The 18,176-nt window shown below is 41.5% G+C and carries 19 protein-coding genes and 1 tRNA gene; 18 read left to right on the top strand and 2 right to left on the bottom strand.

What is annotated here, in order from left to right; genetic code table 11:
* Positions 1-54: 54 nt before the first annotated feature.
* The 6 genes from HMPREF9064_RS05780 to HMPREF9064_RS05755 all read left to right on the top strand — a co-directional run bounded on the left by HMPREF9064_RS05780 (position 55) and on the right by HMPREF9064_RS05755 (position 4,910).
* Positions 55-642 (top strand): VOC family protein, encoded by a 588-nt coding sequence (locus tag HMPREF9064_RS05780; RefSeq protein ID WP_006717805.1) that lies wholly within the window; start codon positions 55-57, stop codon positions 640-642.
* A gap of 96 nt (positions 643-738) precedes the next feature.
* Positions 739-1,194 (top strand): outer membrane lipoprotein, encoded by a 456-nt coding sequence (locus HMPREF9064_RS05775; RefSeq protein WP_006717807.1) that lies wholly within the window; start codon positions 739-741, stop codon positions 1,192-1,194.
* A 137-nt stretch (positions 1,195-1,331) separates the two neighbouring features.
* Positions 1,332-2,414: a peptide chain release factor 1 gene (prfA, locus tag HMPREF9064_RS05770; RefSeq protein WP_006717808.1), complete on the top strand. Its 1,083-nt coding sequence runs from the start codon at positions 1,332-1,334 to the stop codon at positions 2,412-2,414.
* 43 nt (positions 2,415-2,457) lie between these two features.
* Complete coding sequence (prmC, locus tag HMPREF9064_RS05765; protein WP_006717810.1) at positions 2,458-3,357, top strand: peptide chain release factor N(5)-glutamine methyltransferase; 900 nt, start codon at positions 2,458-2,460, stop codon at positions 3,355-3,357.
* 9 nt (positions 3,358-3,366) lie between these two features.
* Positions 3,367-4,221 (top strand): 3-deoxy-8-phosphooctulonate synthase, encoded by an 855-nt coding sequence (kdsA, locus tag HMPREF9064_RS05760; RefSeq protein WP_006717813.1) that lies wholly within the window; start codon positions 3,367-3,369, stop codon positions 4,219-4,221.
* Between the two features lie 176 nt (positions 4,222-4,397).
* On the top strand, positions 4,398-4,910 hold the full coding sequence (locus HMPREF9064_RS05755; protein ID WP_032998117.1) for an NlpC/P60 family protein: 513 nt from the start codon (positions 4,398-4,400) through the stop codon (positions 4,908-4,910).
* Between the two features lie 86 nt (positions 4,911-4,996).
* Here the strand turns inward: HMPREF9064_RS05755 and HMPREF9064_RS05750 are convergent, their stop codons facing one another.
* Entirely contained in the window at positions 4,997-5,446 is a 450-nt protein-coding gene (locus HMPREF9064_RS05750) for a LexA family protein (protein WP_006717818.1), read from the bottom strand.
* A gap of 317 nt (positions 5,447-5,763) precedes the next feature.
* On the opposite strand from HMPREF9064_RS05750, the gene sstT reads away from it, so the two are divergent.
* From sstT to HMPREF9064_RS05715, 7 genes are all read left to right on the top strand, one after another.
* Positions 5,764-7,002 (top strand): serine/threonine transporter SstT, encoded by a 1,239-nt coding sequence (sstT, locus tag HMPREF9064_RS05745; RefSeq protein WP_006717820.1) that lies wholly within the window; start codon positions 5,764-5,766, stop codon positions 7,000-7,002.
* 124 nt (positions 7,003-7,126) lie between these two features.
* Complete coding sequence (locus tag HMPREF9064_RS05740) at positions 7,127-7,639, top strand: hypothetical protein (RefSeq protein ID WP_006717823.1); 513 nt, start codon at positions 7,127-7,129, stop codon at positions 7,637-7,639.
* Between the two features lie 74 nt (positions 7,640-7,713).
* Positions 7,714-8,820 carry a DNA polymerase IV gene (gene dinB, locus HMPREF9064_RS05735; protein WP_006717824.1) on the top strand — a complete coding sequence of 369 codons (1,107 nt, stop codon included), beginning with the start codon at positions 7,714-7,716 and terminating at the stop codon, positions 8,818-8,820.
* A gap of 89 nt (positions 8,821-8,909) precedes the next feature.
* Positions 8,910-9,737 (top strand): dihydropteroate synthase, encoded by an 828-nt coding sequence (gene folP, locus HMPREF9064_RS05730; RefSeq protein ID WP_006717826.1) that lies wholly within the window; start codon positions 8,910-8,912, stop codon positions 9,735-9,737.
* Positions 9,738-9,803: 66 nt separating this feature from the next.
* Positions 9,804-11,138: a phosphoglucosamine mutase gene (gene glmM / locus HMPREF9064_RS05725; protein WP_006717828.1), complete on the top strand. Its 1,335-nt coding sequence runs from the start codon at positions 9,804-9,806 to the stop codon at positions 11,136-11,138.
* 18 nt (positions 11,139-11,156) lie between these two features.
* The gene (gene sixA, locus HMPREF9064_RS05720) at positions 11,157-11,627 is read left to right on the top strand and encodes a phosphohistidine phosphatase SixA (protein WP_006717831.1); all 471 of its coding nucleotides are present in this window, start codon (positions 11,157-11,159) and stop codon (positions 11,625-11,627) included.
* 95 nt (positions 11,628-11,722) lie between these two features.
* Positions 11,723-12,301 (top strand): hypothetical protein, encoded by a 579-nt coding sequence (locus HMPREF9064_RS05715; protein ID WP_006717833.1) that lies wholly within the window; start codon positions 11,723-11,725, stop codon positions 12,299-12,301.
* Between the two features lie 18 nt (positions 12,302-12,319).
* Here HMPREF9064_RS05715 and minC read toward each other — a convergent pair whose 3' ends face one another.
* On the bottom strand, positions 12,320-12,982 hold the full coding sequence (minC, locus tag HMPREF9064_RS05710) for a septum site-determining protein MinC (protein WP_006717835.1): 663 nt from the start codon (positions 12,980-12,982) through the stop codon (positions 12,320-12,322).
* A gap of 84 nt (positions 12,983-13,066) precedes the next feature.
* Here minC and HMPREF9064_RS05705 point away from each other — a divergent pair, with 84 nt between their 5' ends.
* The 5 genes from HMPREF9064_RS05705 (at position 13,067) to infB (ending at position 18,130) form a co-directional block, all read left to right on the top strand.
* Entirely contained in the window at positions 13,067-13,318 is a 252-nt protein-coding gene (locus tag HMPREF9064_RS05705) for a YcgL domain-containing protein (RefSeq protein WP_006717836.1), read from the top strand.
* A 99-nt stretch (positions 13,319-13,417) separates the two neighbouring features.
* Positions 13,418-13,494 (top strand) — tRNA-Met (locus HMPREF9064_RS05700).
* A gap of 155 nt (positions 13,495-13,649) precedes the next feature.
* Positions 13,650-14,105, top strand: a complete 456-nt coding sequence (gene rimP, locus HMPREF9064_RS05695; protein WP_006717838.1) for a ribosome maturation factor RimP — start codon at positions 13,650-13,652, stop codon at positions 14,103-14,105.
* Between the two features lie 23 nt (positions 14,106-14,128).
* Positions 14,129-15,625 carry a transcription termination factor NusA gene (gene nusA, locus HMPREF9064_RS05690; protein WP_006717840.1) on the top strand — a complete coding sequence of 499 codons (1,497 nt, stop codon included), beginning with the start codon at positions 14,129-14,131 and terminating at the stop codon, positions 15,623-15,625.
* A gap of 15 nt (positions 15,626-15,640) precedes the next feature.
* Positions 15,641-18,130 (top strand): translation initiation factor IF-2, encoded by a 2,490-nt coding sequence (gene infB, locus HMPREF9064_RS05685; protein WP_006717842.1) that lies wholly within the window; start codon positions 15,641-15,643, stop codon positions 18,128-18,130.
* Positions 18,131-18,176: the final 46 nt, after the last annotated feature.

Consider the following 18,176-nt stretch of genomic DNA (forward strand, 5'->3'; position numbering starts at 1 on the left):
TAGCTAGATATAATACCGTTCTTTCACCTTTCAGAAAAGCCAAAAAGGAAAATTATGTCATTTCGCTTTCCCCATAAAATATTTGAAAAACAGACCGCACTTTTTGCCGACTTTCAGGATTTTGAGCAAAAAATTCAGGCATTGGCACAACAGATCAATTTAGATTTAAACCAATATGAAATTGATCACCTTTCTTTGCGGGTGAATACCGAGCAAACGGCGAAGGCTTGGCTGACGCTATTGTTAGAGTATGGTTCGGTGTTGAGCGATAACCTGATTAACGGTAGAGTGATTTATTTGATTCAGTTACATGAGCCTTTGCGTTTGGCGCAACAAGAGGTTGATGTGGTGGAATTACCTTTCCCAAAAGATAAACATTATCCGCAGGAAACTTGGGAGCATATTGAGGTGGTTGTTCCATTTTTACCCAATGAAACCGCAGCTGAATGGTTAGCAAGAATAAAAAATACATTCTTGCGGAACCAACCCGAACGTTTTAAAGTCAAAACGAGCGAACCGAAAGGATGTGGTGAAACACTGCTCAATTTGTCTGTTGCAGTAAGTTTTGTGGATAAAATGCAGAATCCTACTTGTATCAAGTTCCACCCATACAGCATCAAGCAAATTGTAAGCGCGGTTTGATGATATAAAGCGGTTCAATAAAATCAGATTTATCGTTTATTTATCAAAGAATAAATAAGCAAAATAAAAGGTTAATTTCGTGTTTAAGGAGCTTTTATGAAAAAGATCGCATTAGCTATTTTAATGAGCTTAACTCTTGTTGGGTGTGCCAATGAAGATATTTATGGCGGTAACGTCTATTCTGGCGCTCAAGCGAAAGAAGCCCGCTCGATTAGTTACGGCACAATCGTTTCCACTCGCCCAGTGAAAATTCAATCAGACAATCAAGGTGTGGTCGGCACGATCGGTGGTGGCGCGATTGGCGGTATTGCCGGTTCCACGATTGGTGGTGGCACAGGCAGAGCCCTAGCAACTGCGGTTGGTGCGGTTGCCGGTGCAGTTGTCGGTAGTAAGGTTGAAGAAAAAGCGAGCCAAGTTAGCGCCATTGAAATGGTTATTCGCAAAGATGACGGCAAAGAAATCGTTGTGGTGCAAAAAGCCGAAGCAAATTTAGTGCCAGGTGCGCGAGTGCGTATTGTTGGCGGTTCACGTTTGAATGTTTCCGCACTTTAATTTAAATAAGATGAGAAAGGCTTTTGAGATAGCTCGAAAGCCTTTTTTATTGCCTAAACTTCAATAACATTTCTATTCTGTGCTAGAATGCCCCGATTTTTTTATTTCCCTTTCCATTTTCCTTCGAAGGTTAAAGAATGAAACCCTCTATTATCAATAAATTAGATAGCTTAAAAGAACGTTATGAAGAGCTTGAAGCGTTGTTAGGCGATGCTTCTGTCATTAGTGATCAAGATAAATTCAGAGCCTATTCCAAAGAATATTCGCAACTTGAAGACGTGGTGAAAAGTTTTAGCCGTTGGAATCAGCTCAATGCCAATTTAGAAGAAGCGCAGCTCCTGCTTGACGATCCGGAAATGAAAGAAATGGCACAAATGGAGATTGAAGAATCCAAAGCCGAACTGGAACAAGTTGAGCAGCATTTACAAATTCTCTTATTACCGAAAGATCCGAACGACGAATATAACTGCTACCTTGAAATCCGTGCCGGTACTGGTGGTGATGAAGCTGGGATTTTCGCCGGCGATCTTTTCCGTATGTATAGCCGTTATGCGGAAACCAAACGCTGGCGCATTGAAGTGCTGAGCGAAAACGAAAGCGAGCAGGGCGGATTTAAAGAAATTATTGCTCTTGTCAGCGGCGATGGTGCCTATGGTCAATTAAAATTTGAATCAGGCGGTCACCGTGTACAACGTGTACCAAAAACTGAGTCACAAGGGCGTATTCATACCTCTGCGTGTACTGTTGCAGTGATGCCGGAATTACCGGAATCTGAAATGCCGGAAATTAACCCGTCAGATTTGCGTATTGACACCTATCGTGCTTCCGGTGCGGGTGGTCAGCACATCAATAAAACCGATTCCGCCGTGCGTATTACGCATATTCCAACCGGCATGGTGGTGGAGTGTCAGGATGAGCGTTCACAACATAAAAATAAAGCCAAAGCCTTGTCTGTGCTGGCTTCCCGTTTAGTACAACAAGAACAGGAAAAATTGGAGCAAGAGCAAGCGGATACCCGTCGTAACCTTTTGGGTTCCGGTGACCGTTCTGATAAGATTCGTACCTACAACTACCCACAAGGGCGTGTGACTGATCACCGCATTAACTTGACGATTTATCGCTTAGATGAAGTGATGAACGGTAAAATTGACGACTTGATTCAGCCGATTATCACCGAATATCAGGCGGATCAGTTGGCGGCATTGTCCGAACAGAATTAACGAGAGAACGAGCTTAACGGCTCGTTCATTTTATTTGACGAAAATGAATTATCAACAATGGCTGCAACACGCCGCGCAAGCGTTAAATCAGGCAAATCCTACGGAAAATGGCAGAACTGATGCACAGGTGTTATTGCAATTTGTGACGCAAAAATCTCGCGCATTTATTTTGGCTTTTGGCGAGACAGCGTTGGACGAAAAAACACAAGAAAAACTGACCGCACTTTTATCCCGTCGTTTGCAAGGTGAACCCATCGCTTATCTTCTCGGTGAAAAAGAGTTTTGGTCGTTGCCGTTGAATGTGTCGGCAGGTACGCTGATTCCGCGTCCGGATACCGAAATTTTGGTGGAAAAAGCTGTAGCGATTTCTGCAGAGGCGTTACAAAAGTGCGGTCAAAATTCCCAATGTTTTCGTATTTTAGATTTGGGTACCGGCACGGGTGCGATTGCCTTAGCGTTAGCGTCTGAATTAAAACCTATTGCGCAAAAACAGCAAATTCAGCTAGAAGTTATTGGAGTGGATGTTATGCCGAATGTGGTGGCGTTGGCGACATCCAATGCGGAAAAAAATCAGTTAGGCGTCAGTTTTTTACAAAGTCATTGGTTTGACAAGATGACAGGCACATTTGATTTGATTGTGAGTAATCCGCCTTATATTGATGCAAAGGATGAACATTTAACCCAAGGAGATGTACGCTTTGAGCCCTTGTCAGCGTTAGTGGCGGAAGAAGAAGGCTATGCGGACTTACGTCATATTATCGCCAATGCGCCGAAATTTATGCGGACAGGCGGTTATCTGTTGGTGGAACACGGTTGGCAACAAGGGGAAAAAGTGCGGTCGATTTTCCAAGAGAATTTTTGGACATCGATTGAAACTTTACGGGATTACGGAAATAATGAGCGCGTAACCTTAGGTTGTTGGGCTCAAATTGAAAATAAATAAGGAAGACATATGCAAAATAAATGCATTCAATTAGGCGATATTCAAATTGCCAACGATAAACCCTTTGTCTTATTTGGCGGCATGAATGTGCTCGAAAGCCGCGATATGGCAATGCAAGTGTGTGAAAAATATGTGGAAGTGACGCAAAAATTGGGCGTGCCTTATGTGTTTAAAGCCTCTTTTGATAAGGCAAACCGTTCTTCCATTCATTCTTATCGCGGCCCGGGCATGGAACAGGGATTGAAAATTTTTGCTGAGTTAAAGCAAACATTCGGTGTAAAAATCATTACGGATGTACATGAAATTTATCAATGCCAACCGGTTGCGGAGGTGGCGGATATTATTCAGTTACCGGCATTTCTTGCTCGCCAAACAGATTTAGTCGAAGCGATGGCGCGCACCGGTGCAATCATTAATGTGAAAAAACCGCAATTTTTAAGTCCGGGACAAATGGGCAATATTGTGGAAAAAATCGCTGAATGCGGCAACGATAAAGTGATTTTGTGTGATCGTGGCACGAATTTCGGCTATGACAATTTAATTGTTGATATGTTGGGTTTCAGCGTGATGAAAAATGTCTCTAAAGGTTGTCCGGTGATTTTTGATGTGACCCATTCATTGCAATGTCGTGACCCGTTTGGCGCTGCCTCCGGTGGGCGTCGCGCGCAAGTTACCGAACTTGCCCGTGCCGGTCTAGCTATCGGTTTGGCGGGGCTATTCTTAGAAGCTCACCCAGAACCGAGCAAAGCAAAATGTGATGGCCCGTCAGCGTTACCGTTAGATAAATTAGAAGCCTTCGTTGCACAAATGAAAGCAGTTGATGATTTGGTGAAATCCTTCCCTGAATTAGACACTTCTAACTAGTCTCTTCAATATTCAATATATAGTGCATAAAATTCCTTTTATGCACTATATATGCGATAAAACATGAATTTTATGAAATTAAACTGAGCTTTTTCTGGATTTTTTCTTCATTTTACGCTAGGATGCGGAAAAATTTTGTCAATGAATCTCTATTTAAATAAAAAAATTTAATGTTTATGTTTAAAAAATTTTTGATGATTGTTCCTTTATTTGTTTTGGCGGCATGTTCAAATTCTACAAAGAATGTTGCTGCTTCAGTACAAGATCAAGAACAGTTAAACCAATTAATTCATGCGCAACTAAAAACGAATAAACCGCATCAATATTCTGAGGTAATGGATAAACAACTTGCGAACGTATATCAAGAATGGGCAGGTACACGTTATCGTTTAGGCGGTCTGACGAAAGGGGGCATTGATTGTTCCGGTTTTATGCAAACGACTTTCTTGAAAGCTTATGGTTTAGCATTGCCTCGCTCTACATCTGAACAACGTTATGTCGGCACAAAAATTGAAAAAAGTGAATTAAAAGTTGGTGATTTAGTTTTCTTCCGTAAAAACAAGCATGTTGGCGTGTATATTGGCGGTGATAAATTTATGCATTCCAGTACAAGTCGTGGTGTCATTATTGAGTCATTAAATGATGATTACTGGGCAAGGACTTATACTCAATCTCGTCGAGTGCTTTAAGTTTATTTTTCTGAAACATAAAAGAGCGGTCAAAAGTGTTAGCATTTTTGACCGCTCTTTTATTTGAGATGCCGGTAGTTCTTTTATTAGGCGGCAAACCCGAGTGTATTTTTACGTTGTAGTTGATGAATGACATTGGTTACGGTGCCTACAATCGGTAGTTCTCGCCAATTGGTCGTTTTAATATTTTCCATTTTAGAGTCCAAAGATAAGAAAATAAATTCCCCGTTGTTGTGTGCAATAAACTCATATACGTGAAATTCATTGTTTACTTCAAGGACGATCAATTCGTCTAAAAATAATTCCTCATTATTTTCTACGACCAACATATCACCTTCTTCAATTCCCCAGGCGAGCATATTGGGATTTGTCATTCGAATAAAACATGTTTGTTGAGGACGTTTAATGCAGTACAAGTTGAGATCAAGTTTTTTATTGAAACTACGATTTTCTTGTTTCATATCTTCAAAAAAAGGAATGGGTTGATAAGAAAACATGTGATCGTTTTGTGCAACAACGTTGTGGTGGTAGTTCATATCTGCTCCTCAGTAAAATAAACTGTATTTTTATACAGTTAAATATACTGTTTTTATATCCAGTAAGTCAACAGGTGAAAAATAAATTTTTGAATTATTTTTTCGATAGGATAATGCAAGAATTATTGTTTTCTAAAAAAGTATTAGGTTTATTAAATTTAATCTAAAGAAATTTATCAAAATTTCTATAAACTTAATGAAAGTTAAATGTTCGTATTTATTTTATCAAAAAAATCCGCTATCTTTATCGCCCTAGGGGAATCAGTTTTGATTCTAAGATCAACCGCAAGTGATTGCATAACTCTCGTTAACTTATTATGAATATGTCTCGTTTAATTTCACTCTTCTTCCAAGGCAGTTTGGTCAAACGTATTGCTGTTGGTTTAGTGTTAGGTATTTTGGTCGCACTCATTACACCTATGTTACAACCGACATTAGGTTTTAACTTGGCTGAAAAAGTCGGTGTGTTAGGTCAAATTTTTGTTCGTTCACTACGTGCTGTTGCACCATTATTGATCTTTGTTTTGGTTATGGCCGCAATTGCCAATAAGAAAGTGGGTTCCAAAACTAGCATGAAATCCATCATTGTGTTGTATTTGGTCGGTACTTTCTTAGCAGCATTAGTTGCTGTTATTGCAGGATTCTTGTTCCCAACAGAAGTTGCATTATCAGTAAAAGAAGATATTTCCGCTGCACCAAAAGGTGTTGGAACCGTATTGTTGGATTTAATTTTCAATATGGTGGACAACCCGTTAAATGCATTATTTAAAGCAAATTTCATTGGCGTATTAACTTGGTCTATCGGCTTAGGTTTGGCCTTACGTCATGCTTCTGATGCAACTAAAACCGTGATTTCTGATATTTCTGAAGCGGTCTCCAAAATTGTTTATGTCGTTATTTCATTTGCGCCAATCGGTGTATTCGGTTTAGTTTCTGAAACATTAGCGGATAAAGGCTTGGTGGCATTAGGTGGCTATATTCAATTATTAAGCGTGTTAGTCGGCTCCATGTTGTTTGTAGCTTTTGTTGTGAATCCGGTTTTAGTTTTCTGGAAAATCCGTCGTAATCCGTATCCACTCGTTTGGACTTGTTTACGTGAAAGTGGCGTAACCGCATTCTTTACCCGTAGCTCTGCAGCGAATATTCCGGTGAATATCAATCTTGCGAAACGCCTGAATTTAGATGAAGAAACGTATTCTGTTTCTATCCCGTTGGGCGCAACCATTAATATGGCTGGTGCTGCGATTACGATCACTATTTTAACGCTTGCGGCAGTAAATACGTTAGGTATTGAGGTTTCTTTTGGTAGCGCGATTTTGTTAAGTCTTGTTGCCAGTTTATGTGCTTGTGGTGCTTCCGGAGTTGCCGGTGGTTCATTATTGTTAATTCCATTAGCATGTAGTCTATTTGGAATTTCTGATGATGTTGCGGCACAAATGATCGGGGTTGGTTTCATTATCGGTATCTTACAAGATTCTACAGAAACCGCACTTAACTCATCTACTGACGTACTTTTTACTGCAGCCGCTTGTATTGCAGATGAAGACAAAAAGTAGAAGATAAACTTGTACAATTGAAATAATCAAAAAGGATAGAAATTCATCTATCCTTTTTACTTTTTATTTCGCGCGGTATATTCTTTTAACCCATTACTTCTTAATTTAGATAGAGGTCATTTGAATGAAATTATTTGTTTTCATTTTTTTATCGTTCATCTTTTCCTGCAATACGGTTGTTGCGGCAGAAAAAAATATTCAAGGGATACAAAATCAGCTCGAGCAACAAGTTGATAAAAAAAACTCAAATGCGCAAAGTGTTTCCTTGGGCGTTTTTCAAAATTATGTTGTTGTAGGTTTTGAAGGGCGGGAGATTGCGGTCGATGACAATAATCAGGCTTATGTCTTGGTCAAATTTACAGTTGAGAATAAAAGCAATAAACCAATAAGATTTCTTCAATGGCTAAGTGTCTATACATACGATAAACAAATTGTTCATTTACAAAGCGTGCCATTAAGTTTTGCTCAACCAATGGCGCCTGCAGCTAAGGCGGATATTAATTTGCGAATTCCATTTAATAAAGTGCCGAATGAATATCGCTCTTTATTTAGTAATGTACAAGAAAACTTAATGATTTATGCCGTACCGGAAAATGTTGTTTTTGCGGATGGGCAAAAAATGAATGTTAAAAATTAAATACTGCTTTTTTATCCAGTGATTTATGCTAAAGTGCGGTTAGAAAATAACATGTTTTTTAACCGCACTTTTTTATGCCTGATTCTCTTTCCCGCAAGCCTAGAAAAATTATTCACATTGATATGGACTGTTTTTACGCTTCCATTGAAATGCGTGAAAATCCTACATTGGCGGATAAGCCTGTTGCTGTTGGTGGAAGGCCAGAGCAACGAGGCGTGTTGACAACATGTAATTATATTGCCCGAAAGTTTGGGCTACACAGTGCAATGCCAACCGCACAGGCGCTAAAATTGTGCCCTCATTTGGTTTTACTGCCGGTTAACATGCCTCTATATCGCGAGGTTTCCCGTCAAATTCATCAAATTTTCCAGCGTTATACGACAATCATTGAACCGCTTTCTTTAGATGAGGCTTATTTAGATGTAACCGATTGTGATAAATGTGCCGGTTCGGCAACTTGGATCGCACAAGATATTCGCCAAGCCATTTGGGATGAACTTCGGTTAACCGCTTCTGCCGGTGTTGCACCATTAAAATTTTTAGCCAAAATCGCATCTGATCAAAATAAACCAAACGGGCAATTTGTGATTGAGCCGAAAGATGTCGATGAGTTTGTTGCTCATTTGCCACTTAAAAAAATTCCAGGTGTGGGCAAAGTAACCTCGGAAAAATTACTGCAAATGGGCTTAGCATATTGTGCAGATGTACAAAAAATTGATCGGCATCTCTTGTTAAACGCATTGGGTAAGATGGGGCAACAAATTTGGTCATACAGCCATGGTATTGATGAGCGAATGATTCAGCCTCATCGAGAGCGTAAATCCATTGGTGTTGAAACGACATTATTGACGAATATTACTGCCTTGGAACAGGGCATTGCCGTGTTGGATGAGTTATATGCTCAATTAGTAAAACGAGTGCAACGTTCTGCTGTTAGTATTCCTTTTTCACAGTTGAGAAAAATCGGCGTGAAACTCAAGTTTGAAGATTTTCAGGTGACGACTCTAGAAAAAAGTGCGGTAGTTTTTTCGAGAGAAAATTTTCAACAGCTGCTAAGTCAAATTTGGCAACGGAGACAGGGGAGAAGTATTCGTTTAATTGGCTTGCATGTCATGTTGCCGGAAGAAAATCATTCAGGGCAAATGAGCTTGTGGGGATTTTCTGAAGAGCGTGATAAATAACCTCCTTTCTTATGCTTTCTTTTTGGCAGGCTATAGAAATTCTCTTATAATACACCGCACTTTTTACCTAAACGGTAAGCGAATAATCTATGAAATTAACAGCAAATAATAAAACACTCGATCTTTCTACCCCTAAAATTATGGGGATCCTCAATTTCACCCCGGATTCTTTTTCTGATAGCGGTAAATTTTTCCAATTAGACAAGGCGTTGTTCCAAGTAGAAACGATGTTGAAGCAAGGCGCATCGATTATTGACATTGGGGGAGAGTCAACTCGTCCGATGGCAGAAGAGGTAACGTTAGAAGAGGAACTTGAGAGGGTTGTTCCTTTAGTTGAGGCGGTGAGAAAACGGTTCGATTGCTGGATTTCGGTAGATAGTTCCAAAGCACAGGTGATGCAAGAGGCCGCTAAGGTGGGCATGGATCTGATTAATGATATTCGTGCTTTACAAGAACCGGATGCATTACAAACCGCTGCTCGTTTGGCATTGCCGGTGTGCATTATGCATATGCAAGGGCAACCGCGAACAATGCAGCTCAATCCGCATTACGATGATGTGGTGGCGGATATTTTAAAATTTATGCAGCAGAGAACGGAACAATGTTTGGCTTCCGGAATCAAAAAAGAGAATCTGATTTGGGATCCGGGCTTTGGTTTTGGCAAAAGCGTGCAACATAATTATTGTTTGTTACAACAATTTTCTGTTTTCTGTGAACAAGGGTATCCGGTGTTGGCGGGAATTTCCCGTAAATCTATGATTGGTGCCGTATTGGATAAGCCTGTAGAACAACGGACCGTGGGCAGTGTGGCTGCCGCATTAATTGCTGCGATGAAAGGCGCCAGCATTTTGCGTGTGCATGATGTTGCTGAAACTGCTGATGCCCTTAAAATTTGGCTTGCAACACAGAATGCGTAATTGTGCTGTCAGACGAACGACGGCATAAAATAATAAATGACATTTTTATTAAGAAGGAATTGAAACATGGCTGAACGTAAATATTTTGGGACTGATGGGGTGCGTGGCAAAGTAGGTAACCATCCGATTACGCCTGATTTTGTTTTAAAACTCGGTTGGGCTGCAGGTAAAGTGTTAGCGACACAAGGGTCTCGCGTGGTGCTGATTGGTAAAGATACCCGAATTTCGGGCTATATGCTTGAATCCGCCCTTGAAGCCGGTTTGGCAGCAGCCGGTTTATCTGCCGCATTTACCGGCCCAATGCCAACCCCAGCGATTGCTTATTTAACCCGCACTTTCCGCGCGGAAGCCGGTATCGTGATTTCCGCTTCCCATAATCCGTATTATGACAATGGGATTAAATTCTTTTCTACACAAGGAACGAAATTACCCGATGATGTGGAGGAAGCTATCGAAGCCATGTTGGAGCAACCGATGGACTGTGTCGAATCTGCCGAATTAGGGCGTGCCAGCCGAATTAAAGATGCGGCAGGGCGTTATATTGAATTCTGTAAAAGTACGTTTCCGGCTCACTTGAGTTTAGAGGGATATAAAATTGTGGTGGATTGTGCCAATGGCGCAACCTACCATATTGCGCCGAATGTTATGCGTGAATTAGGCGCGGAAGTTATTGAAATTGGCACCCATCCGAATGGCATGAATATTAATGAAAAATGCGGTGCAACGGATATTAAAGCGTTACAACAAAAAGTGTTAGAAGTAAAAGCGGATGTCGGTTTGGCGTACGATGGTGATGGTGACCGTTTAATTATGGTGGATCATCTCGGTAATAAAGTCGATGGTGACCAAATATTATTTATTATTGCCCGTGAAGCCTTGCGCGAAGGGCGTTTGCAAGGCGGTGTCGTAGGCACCCTAATGAGCAATATGAGTCTTGAACTTGCCTTAAAACAATTAGCCATTCCGTTTGTGCGTGCCAATGTGGGCGACCGTTATGTGTTGGAACAAATGCAAGAACGCGGTTGGGGCTTAGGCGGTGAAAACTCGGGGCATATTATTATTGCGGATCGCAATACGACCGGCGATGGCATTATTGCGTCTTTAGCCGTGTTGACAGCAATGGTAAAACATCATTTGTCGCTGAACGAATTAGCCGATGCAGTTAAATTATTCCCACAAGTGTTAATTAATGTGCGTTTTGCCGGGGGGAATAATCCATTAGAAAGCGACGCCGTGAAAGCGGTGGCTGCCGAGGTTGAAAAGCGCTTGGCCGGCAAAGGACGTATTTTACTGCGTAAATCAGGCACTGAGCCGTTAATTCGCGTGATGGTGGAATGTGAAGACGGCACATTGGCTCAGCAATGTGCAGAAGAAATCGCGGAAGCGGTGAAGGCCAATTAATCTTTAAGGTCGTTATAAATGCATTTATTTATTATGCGTCATGGTGAAGCAGAATTGATGGCGAACTCGGATAAAGCGCGTCATCTTAACGCTAACGGCAGAGAGCAATCCCGACTTCAAGGAATGTGGCTAAAATCCACCGCACTTGAGTTCGATAAAGTCTTGGTGAGCCCTTATACCCGTGCTTTAGAAACCTTTGATGAAATTAATCAGGTTTTTGAGCAACAACTTTCTGATAAATTGGAAGTGTGGGAAGGTATTACGCCTTATGGTGATTCCGGCTTGGTGAGTTCTTATGTGGCTTTGTTGGAAAAAGAAGGGCACCGCAATCTCCTGCTGATCTCTCATTTGCCTTTGGTGGGGGATATTGTGAAGGAATTGTGCGGTCGAAATCCGGCGAGTTTTTATCCTGCTACGATTGTTGAGGTTCATTTGAATAATCACCGAGCTGAAGTTAAAGAAATAAAATATTTCAGTAAAACGAATTAAAAAACATTTCTTTTTACGTCATTTTGTTACACACTGTAAACGTCTTACAAAATAGGTTTGTGAGGCGTTTATTTTTTTATTCGTTAGGAGCTACTATGAAAAGAACAGTATTAACCGCCTTAGTCTTAGGTGCAGTGTTAAGTGTTACCGCTTGTGATGACAATAAAACTTCACAAAAAGTTGAACAGGCTAAAACCAGTGTTTCAGAAGCGAAAGATGCGGTAGTCAGTGCAGCACAAGATGTAAAAACGGCAACCGTTGAAGCTGTCAAAGAAACAAAAGACGCTGTGGCAGCAAAAGCTGGCGAAATGAAAGAAGCTGCTGCTGAGAAAGTCACTGAAGCAAAAGAAGCTGCAGCTGAAAAAATGGATGCAATGGCAACCAAAGCAGGAGAAATGAAAGACGCTGCGGCTGAGAAAGTGGCTGAAGCAAAAGAAACTGCAGCTGAAAAAATGGATGCAATGACAACTAAAGCAGGTGAAATGAAAGACGCAGCTGCTGAGAAAGTCGCTGAGGCAAAAGAAACCGCCTCTGAAAAAATGGATTCAATGGCAAGTAAAGCAGGTGAAATGAAAGATGCCGCAGCAGAGAAAGTGAGTCAAGCTGCAGATGCAGTATCTGAAAAAGCGGCTGAAGTGAAAGAAGCCGTAAAAGAACGCACTGAAAATAAATAAAAAGCAGATTGTCTGCTTTTAGAATGGGATAAAAACTAATTTATCCTTTTCAGCAAAAATCCTGACTGAACGATATAAAAATTCAGTTGGGATTTTTTCTTTGTGTAAGAAACGGCTATTTACCGCTAAAAATTCGGCATCTAAATATTGTGTATAGATCGCACCGGAATTGCTGTTGACCCCCGCCATGGCACGTCCTAATAATTCGCCATAAATATGAATATTGCCGTCTGCTGCGACTTCAGCGCCTTGTTCTACGTCGCCATGAATAATCAAATCACTGTTTTTCGCATAAATGACCTGCTTATCAATAACGCTGTGGGTTATGACTTTTGTCGGCAGACTACGAGGTTCGGGAAGTATTTCTGAAAGATTATCAATGTTGCCTAGAATCGGTAAGTCGGCGGTTAAAATTAATTCTCTTTGCAGATGATTTTGCCAGTCGGCAACCCCAATGACGTGAATGTGATATTCGGCAAGCAGGGCTTTTAGGTCGGTTAAATTCACTTTTTCCAGCATCGGATTGAATTGCAAAATTACTTCAATGTTTTTAAATAATGAAGGGGAAGTTTTGCTTTTCTTCGCCAATGCGCGCTTAATTGCGGTCAAGCTTGAACTATGGATACTGATAAATACAGCAGAAAATTGACCTGTTCGTAGTTCGATAATATCTTGAGCCATAAAGAAATTCCAAGGAAAAAAGTTGCTTAATGATAATGAATTATTGCAAAATCGGCAACTTGAACCTTGTCTTGGAGCAAAATTATGCTATGTGCTATTTATAAAAGCCCAAAAGAAGCGGGCATGTATCTTTATATTGAAAAACGCGATCAATTTGATGCGCTACCTGAAGCGTTATTAACGGTTTTTGGTAAACCGGTTTTTGTTATGTTGTTTAATCTTGCCGGTACAAAACCGTTGGTAAATGCCGATAAAACGGAAGTGTTACAGCAAATGAAAGAAAAAGGATTTTACTTACAAACGCCAAAAAAAGACGATTGGTTGTTTAGTCTTTAAAAGTGCGGTGGATTTTCAGACCGTTTTTTCTCAGGCTTTTACTGAATTAAATCTTGCTATTTGTGTTCTAGAACACTATAATACGCCACATATTTCGGACGCGGGGTGGAGCAGCTTGGTAGCTCGTCGGGCTCATAACCCGAAGGTCGTCGGTTCAAATCCGGCCCCCGCAACCAATCACAAGTTCAGTAAAAAGAACCCCAATTTTGGGGTTTTTTTATACGATAAATTTGTTGTTTAAATATCAACGCGTTGTTTTTAATACGTTGATAATTATTGAAAAACTGGGCTGTAAGCCCTTTTTTTACGTCTATCGTTTAGGGAGGTTGTTTTGGCAACTTTGGAACAAAAATTACAGGATTTATTACAAGGCTCGGTAGAAGATCTAGGCTGCGAGCTTTGGGGCATTGAATGCCAACGCGTCGGTCGTTATTTAACCGTGCGTTTATTTATTGATAAAGAAGGTGGTGTCACAGTAGATGACTGTGCCGATGTAAGCCGTCAAGTGAGCGCAGTGTTAGATGTGGAAGATCCGATTGCCGATAAATATAACCTTGAAGTGTCCTCACCTGGGTTAGATCGTCCGCTATTTACCTTGGCGCAATATACCCGTTATGTCGGTCAGGAAATTGTCGTGCATTTGCGTATTCCAGTGGCGGATCGTCGTAAATGGCAAGGCGAATTGGCTAAAATTGAAAATGACATGATTACGTTGATTGTGGATAAACAAGAACAGGTTTTGGCGTTTGGCAACATTCAGAAAGCCAACGTTGTTGCGAAATTTTAAATTTAAAGAAGGATAGAAAAAGCATGAGTAAAGAAATTTTATTAGCGGCAGAAGCCGTATCCAATGAGAAATTGCTTCCGCGTGAAAAAATTTTTGAAGCGTTGGAAAGCGCTATTGCCCTTTCCACCAAAAAGAAATACGAATATGACGTTGATGTTCGTGTTGCGATTAATACTAAGACCGGTGAGTTTGACACATTCCGTCGTTGGTTAGTGGTGGAAGAAGTGAATAACCCGACAAAAGAAATCACCTTAGAAGCAGCTCGTTTTGAAGACCCTAATGCACAAATTGGTGATTATGTGGAAGATCAAATCGAATCTATCGCCTTTGACCGTATTGCGATGCAAACTGCGCGTCAAGTGATTAGCACGAAAATTCGTGAAGCAGAACGCAGCAAAATCGTTGACCAATTCCGTTCGAAAGAAGGACAAATTATTACGGCGACCGTGAAGAAAAGTAACCGCGATAGCGTCATTTTAGATGTGAATGGTGAAGACGGTAATAAAGCAGAAGCGGTGATGTTGCGTGAGGATATGTTGCCACGTGAAAACTTCCGTCCAGGTGACCGTGTGCGCGGCGTGTTATATAAAGTGAGTCCGGAAAGCAAAGGCGCACAATTATTCGTGACGCGTGCTAAACCGGAAATGTTAATTGAATTATTCCGTTTGGAAGTGCCGGAAATTGGTGAAGAATTGATCGAAATTAGAAGTGCAGCACGCGATCCTGGTTCTCGCGCTAAAATTGCGGTGAAGAGCAATGATAAACGTATTGACCCTGTAGGTGCTTGCGTAGGGATGCGTGGTGCTCGTGTTCAAGCGATTACCAATGAATTAGGCGGTGAACGTGTTGATATCGTGCTTTGGGATGACAACCCGGCACAATTTGTGATCAATGCTATGGCTCCGGCAGATGTGAGTTCTATCGTGGTTGATGAAGATAAACATGCGATGGATATTGCGGTAGAAGAAGCTAACTTAGCGCAAGCCATTGGTCGTAATGGTCAAAACGTGCGTTTGGCAACTCAATTAACCGGTTGGGTGTTAAACGTCATGACTACCCAAGACTTAAATGCAAAACACCAAGCGGAAGACGACAAAGTATTGAACTTGTTCATTGATGCCTTGGAGATCGACGAGGAGTTTGCACAATTATTAATTGATGAAGGTTTCTCTACGTTAGAAGAATTGGCTTATGTTTCCGTGAGCGAATTAACCGCCATTGACGGTTTGGAAGATGAAGATTTAGTAGAGGAATTGCAAACCCGCGCGAAAAATGCCATTACAGCGAAAGCATTGGCAGAAGAAGAAGCGTTGAAGAAAGCAAAAATTGAAGATCGTTTGTTGAATCTTGAAGGCATGAATCGTCACATCGCCTTTAAATTGGCAGAAAAACAAATCACGACCTTGGAAGATCTTGCTGAGCAAGGCGTTGATGATTTAGCCGACATTGAAGGACTCAGTGCCGAACAAGCTGCAGATTTAATTATGGCAGCTCGAAACATTTGTTGGTTCACTGAGTAATGAAGGAGTGAAAAGATGACAGAAGAATTAAAAAATGCCCCAAAGAAACTGAGCTTACAGCGTAGAACAAAAACGACCGTGAGCGGAACGAGCGCTTCTGGTAAGAGTAAAGAAGTGCAGGTTGAAGTACGTAAAAAACGTACAATTCCAACAGAAGCGGCACAAAGAGCTGAAGAGGCCGCAAAATTAAAAGCGAAACAAGAAGCTGAGCAAAAAGCGGCGGAAGAAAAAGCGCTAAGAGAAAAAGCCGCCAAAGAGAAAGCAGCGAAAGACAAAGAAGCCGCGGAAAAAGCGAAACAAGCTCAAAGTGCGGTTGAAAATAAACCTAAATCGGTTGATCCGGAAAAAGAAAAACGTAAAGCCGAAGAGGCGGAATTACGCCGTAAAGCGGAAGAGTTAGCCCGTCAAAAAGCGGAAGAACAAGCGCGTAAAGCGGCTGAGGAAGCGAAACGTTATGCTGAAGCTGATACGTCAAGCAATGAAAGCGCATCAGAAGATTATACCGATTACAATTTAAGCTCTCGTTATGCTTTAGAAGCAGAAGATGAAGAAGAACGTCGTAATGAAGGTCGCGGTCGCGGTAAAAATAAAGTGGCCAAAGCGAAAAAAGGCGGACGTGATGACGAAAGCAATAAAAACGAGCGCGAGTCTAACCGCCGCAATCTAAAAGACGGTAAATTCGGTAAGGGTAAAAATGGTAAGAAAGGTGCAGCATTACAACAAGCCTTTACAAAACCAGTTCAGGCTGTGAAAACGGATGTTGTCATTGGTGAAACCATTACCGTTGCAGAATTAGCAAATAAAATGGCGACCAAAGCGACCGAAATCATCAAAGCGATGATGAAAATGGGCGAAATGGTGACCATCAATCAAGTGCTTGACCAAGAAACGGCACAATTAGTGGCAGAAGAATTAGGTCACAAAGTCATTCTTCGTAACGAAAATGAACTTGAAGAAGAAGTATTAGGCGATCGTGATGTTAATGCTGAAAAAGTGACGCGTGCGCCGGTAGTAACTATTATGGGCCACGTTGACCATGGTAAAACCTCATTACTTGACTACATTCGTAAAGCCAAAGTGGCAGCCGGCGAGGCGGGTGGTATTACTCAGCACATCGGTGCATACCATGTAGAAATGGATGACGGTAAGATGATTACCTTCCTAGATACTCCGGGACACGCGGCATTTACCTCCATGCGTGCACGTGGTGCGAAAGCAACGGATATCGTCGTGCTTGTGGTTGCAGCAGATGATGGTGTGATGCCTCAAACCATTGAAGCGATCCAACACGCGAAAGCAGCCGGTGCGCCTTTAGTGGTTGCGGTGAATAAAATTGATAAACCGGAAGCCAACCCGGATCGCGTAGAACAAGAATTACTTCAACATGAAGTGATTTCTGAAAAATTCGGTGGTGATGTGCAATTCGTCCCTGTTTCTGCGAAGAAAGGTACTGGTGTTGATGACTTATTAGATGCCATCTTACTTCAATCAGAAGTACTTGAATTAACGGCTGTAAAAGACGGCATGGCAAGTGGTGTAGTAATTGAATCTTACCTTGATAAAGGCCGCGGTCCGGTGGCAACCATTCTTGTTCAATCAGGTACTTTACGTAAAGGTGATATCGTACTTTGTGGTTTTGAATACGGTCGTGTTCGTGCAATGCGTGATGAAAACGGTAAAGAAATCGATGAAGCCGGTCCATCTATTCCAGTGGAAGTGTTAGGTCTTTCCGGTGTGCCTGCAGCGGGTGATGAAGCAACTGTCGTTCGTGATGAGAAAAAAGCACGTGAAGTGGCATTACACCGTCAAGGCAAATTCCGTGAAGTGAAACTGGCTCGTCAGCAAAAAGCGAAACTCGAAAATATGTTTAGCAATATGACGGAAGGGGATGTCGCTGAACTGAATATCATTGTGAAAGCAGACGTACAAGGTTCTGTAGAAGCAATTATTCAATCGTTACAAGATCTTTCTACTGATGAAGTGAAAGTGAAAGTTGTCGGTTCCGGTGTAGGTGGTATTTCTGAAACTGACGCAACGTTAGCCGCAGCCTCCAACGCGATTATGGTCGGCTTTAACGTCCGTGCGGATGCATCAGCCCGCCGTATTATCGAAGCCGAAAATATCGACCTTCGTTATTACTCCATCATTTATGAACTCTTAAATGATGTGAAAGCAGCGATGAGCGGTATGTTACAACCTGAATTCAAACAAGAAATCATCGGCTTGGCTGAAGTGCGTGATGTGTTTAAACATCCGAAATTCGGTGCGATTGCTGGTTGTATGGTGACTGAAGGTATTGTGAAACGTAACAACCCAATCCGCGTATTACGCGACAACGTGGTGATCTTCGAAGGTGAATTGGAATCTCTCCGTCGCTTCAAAGACGACGTATCTGAAGTTCGTAACGGTATGGAATGTGGTATCGGCGTGAAGAACTACAATGACGTAAAAGTCGGCGACCAGATTGAGGTGTTCGAAGTCGTTGAGATTAAACGCTCGATTTAATCTTAAAAGAAAGTGCGGTCAAATTTGACCGCACTTTTTGCCTTAC

This window comes from Aggregatibacter segnis ATCC 33393, from assembly GCF_000185305.1.
GTDB lineage: Bacteria > Pseudomonadota > Gammaproteobacteria > Enterobacterales > Pasteurellaceae > Aggregatibacter > Aggregatibacter segnis.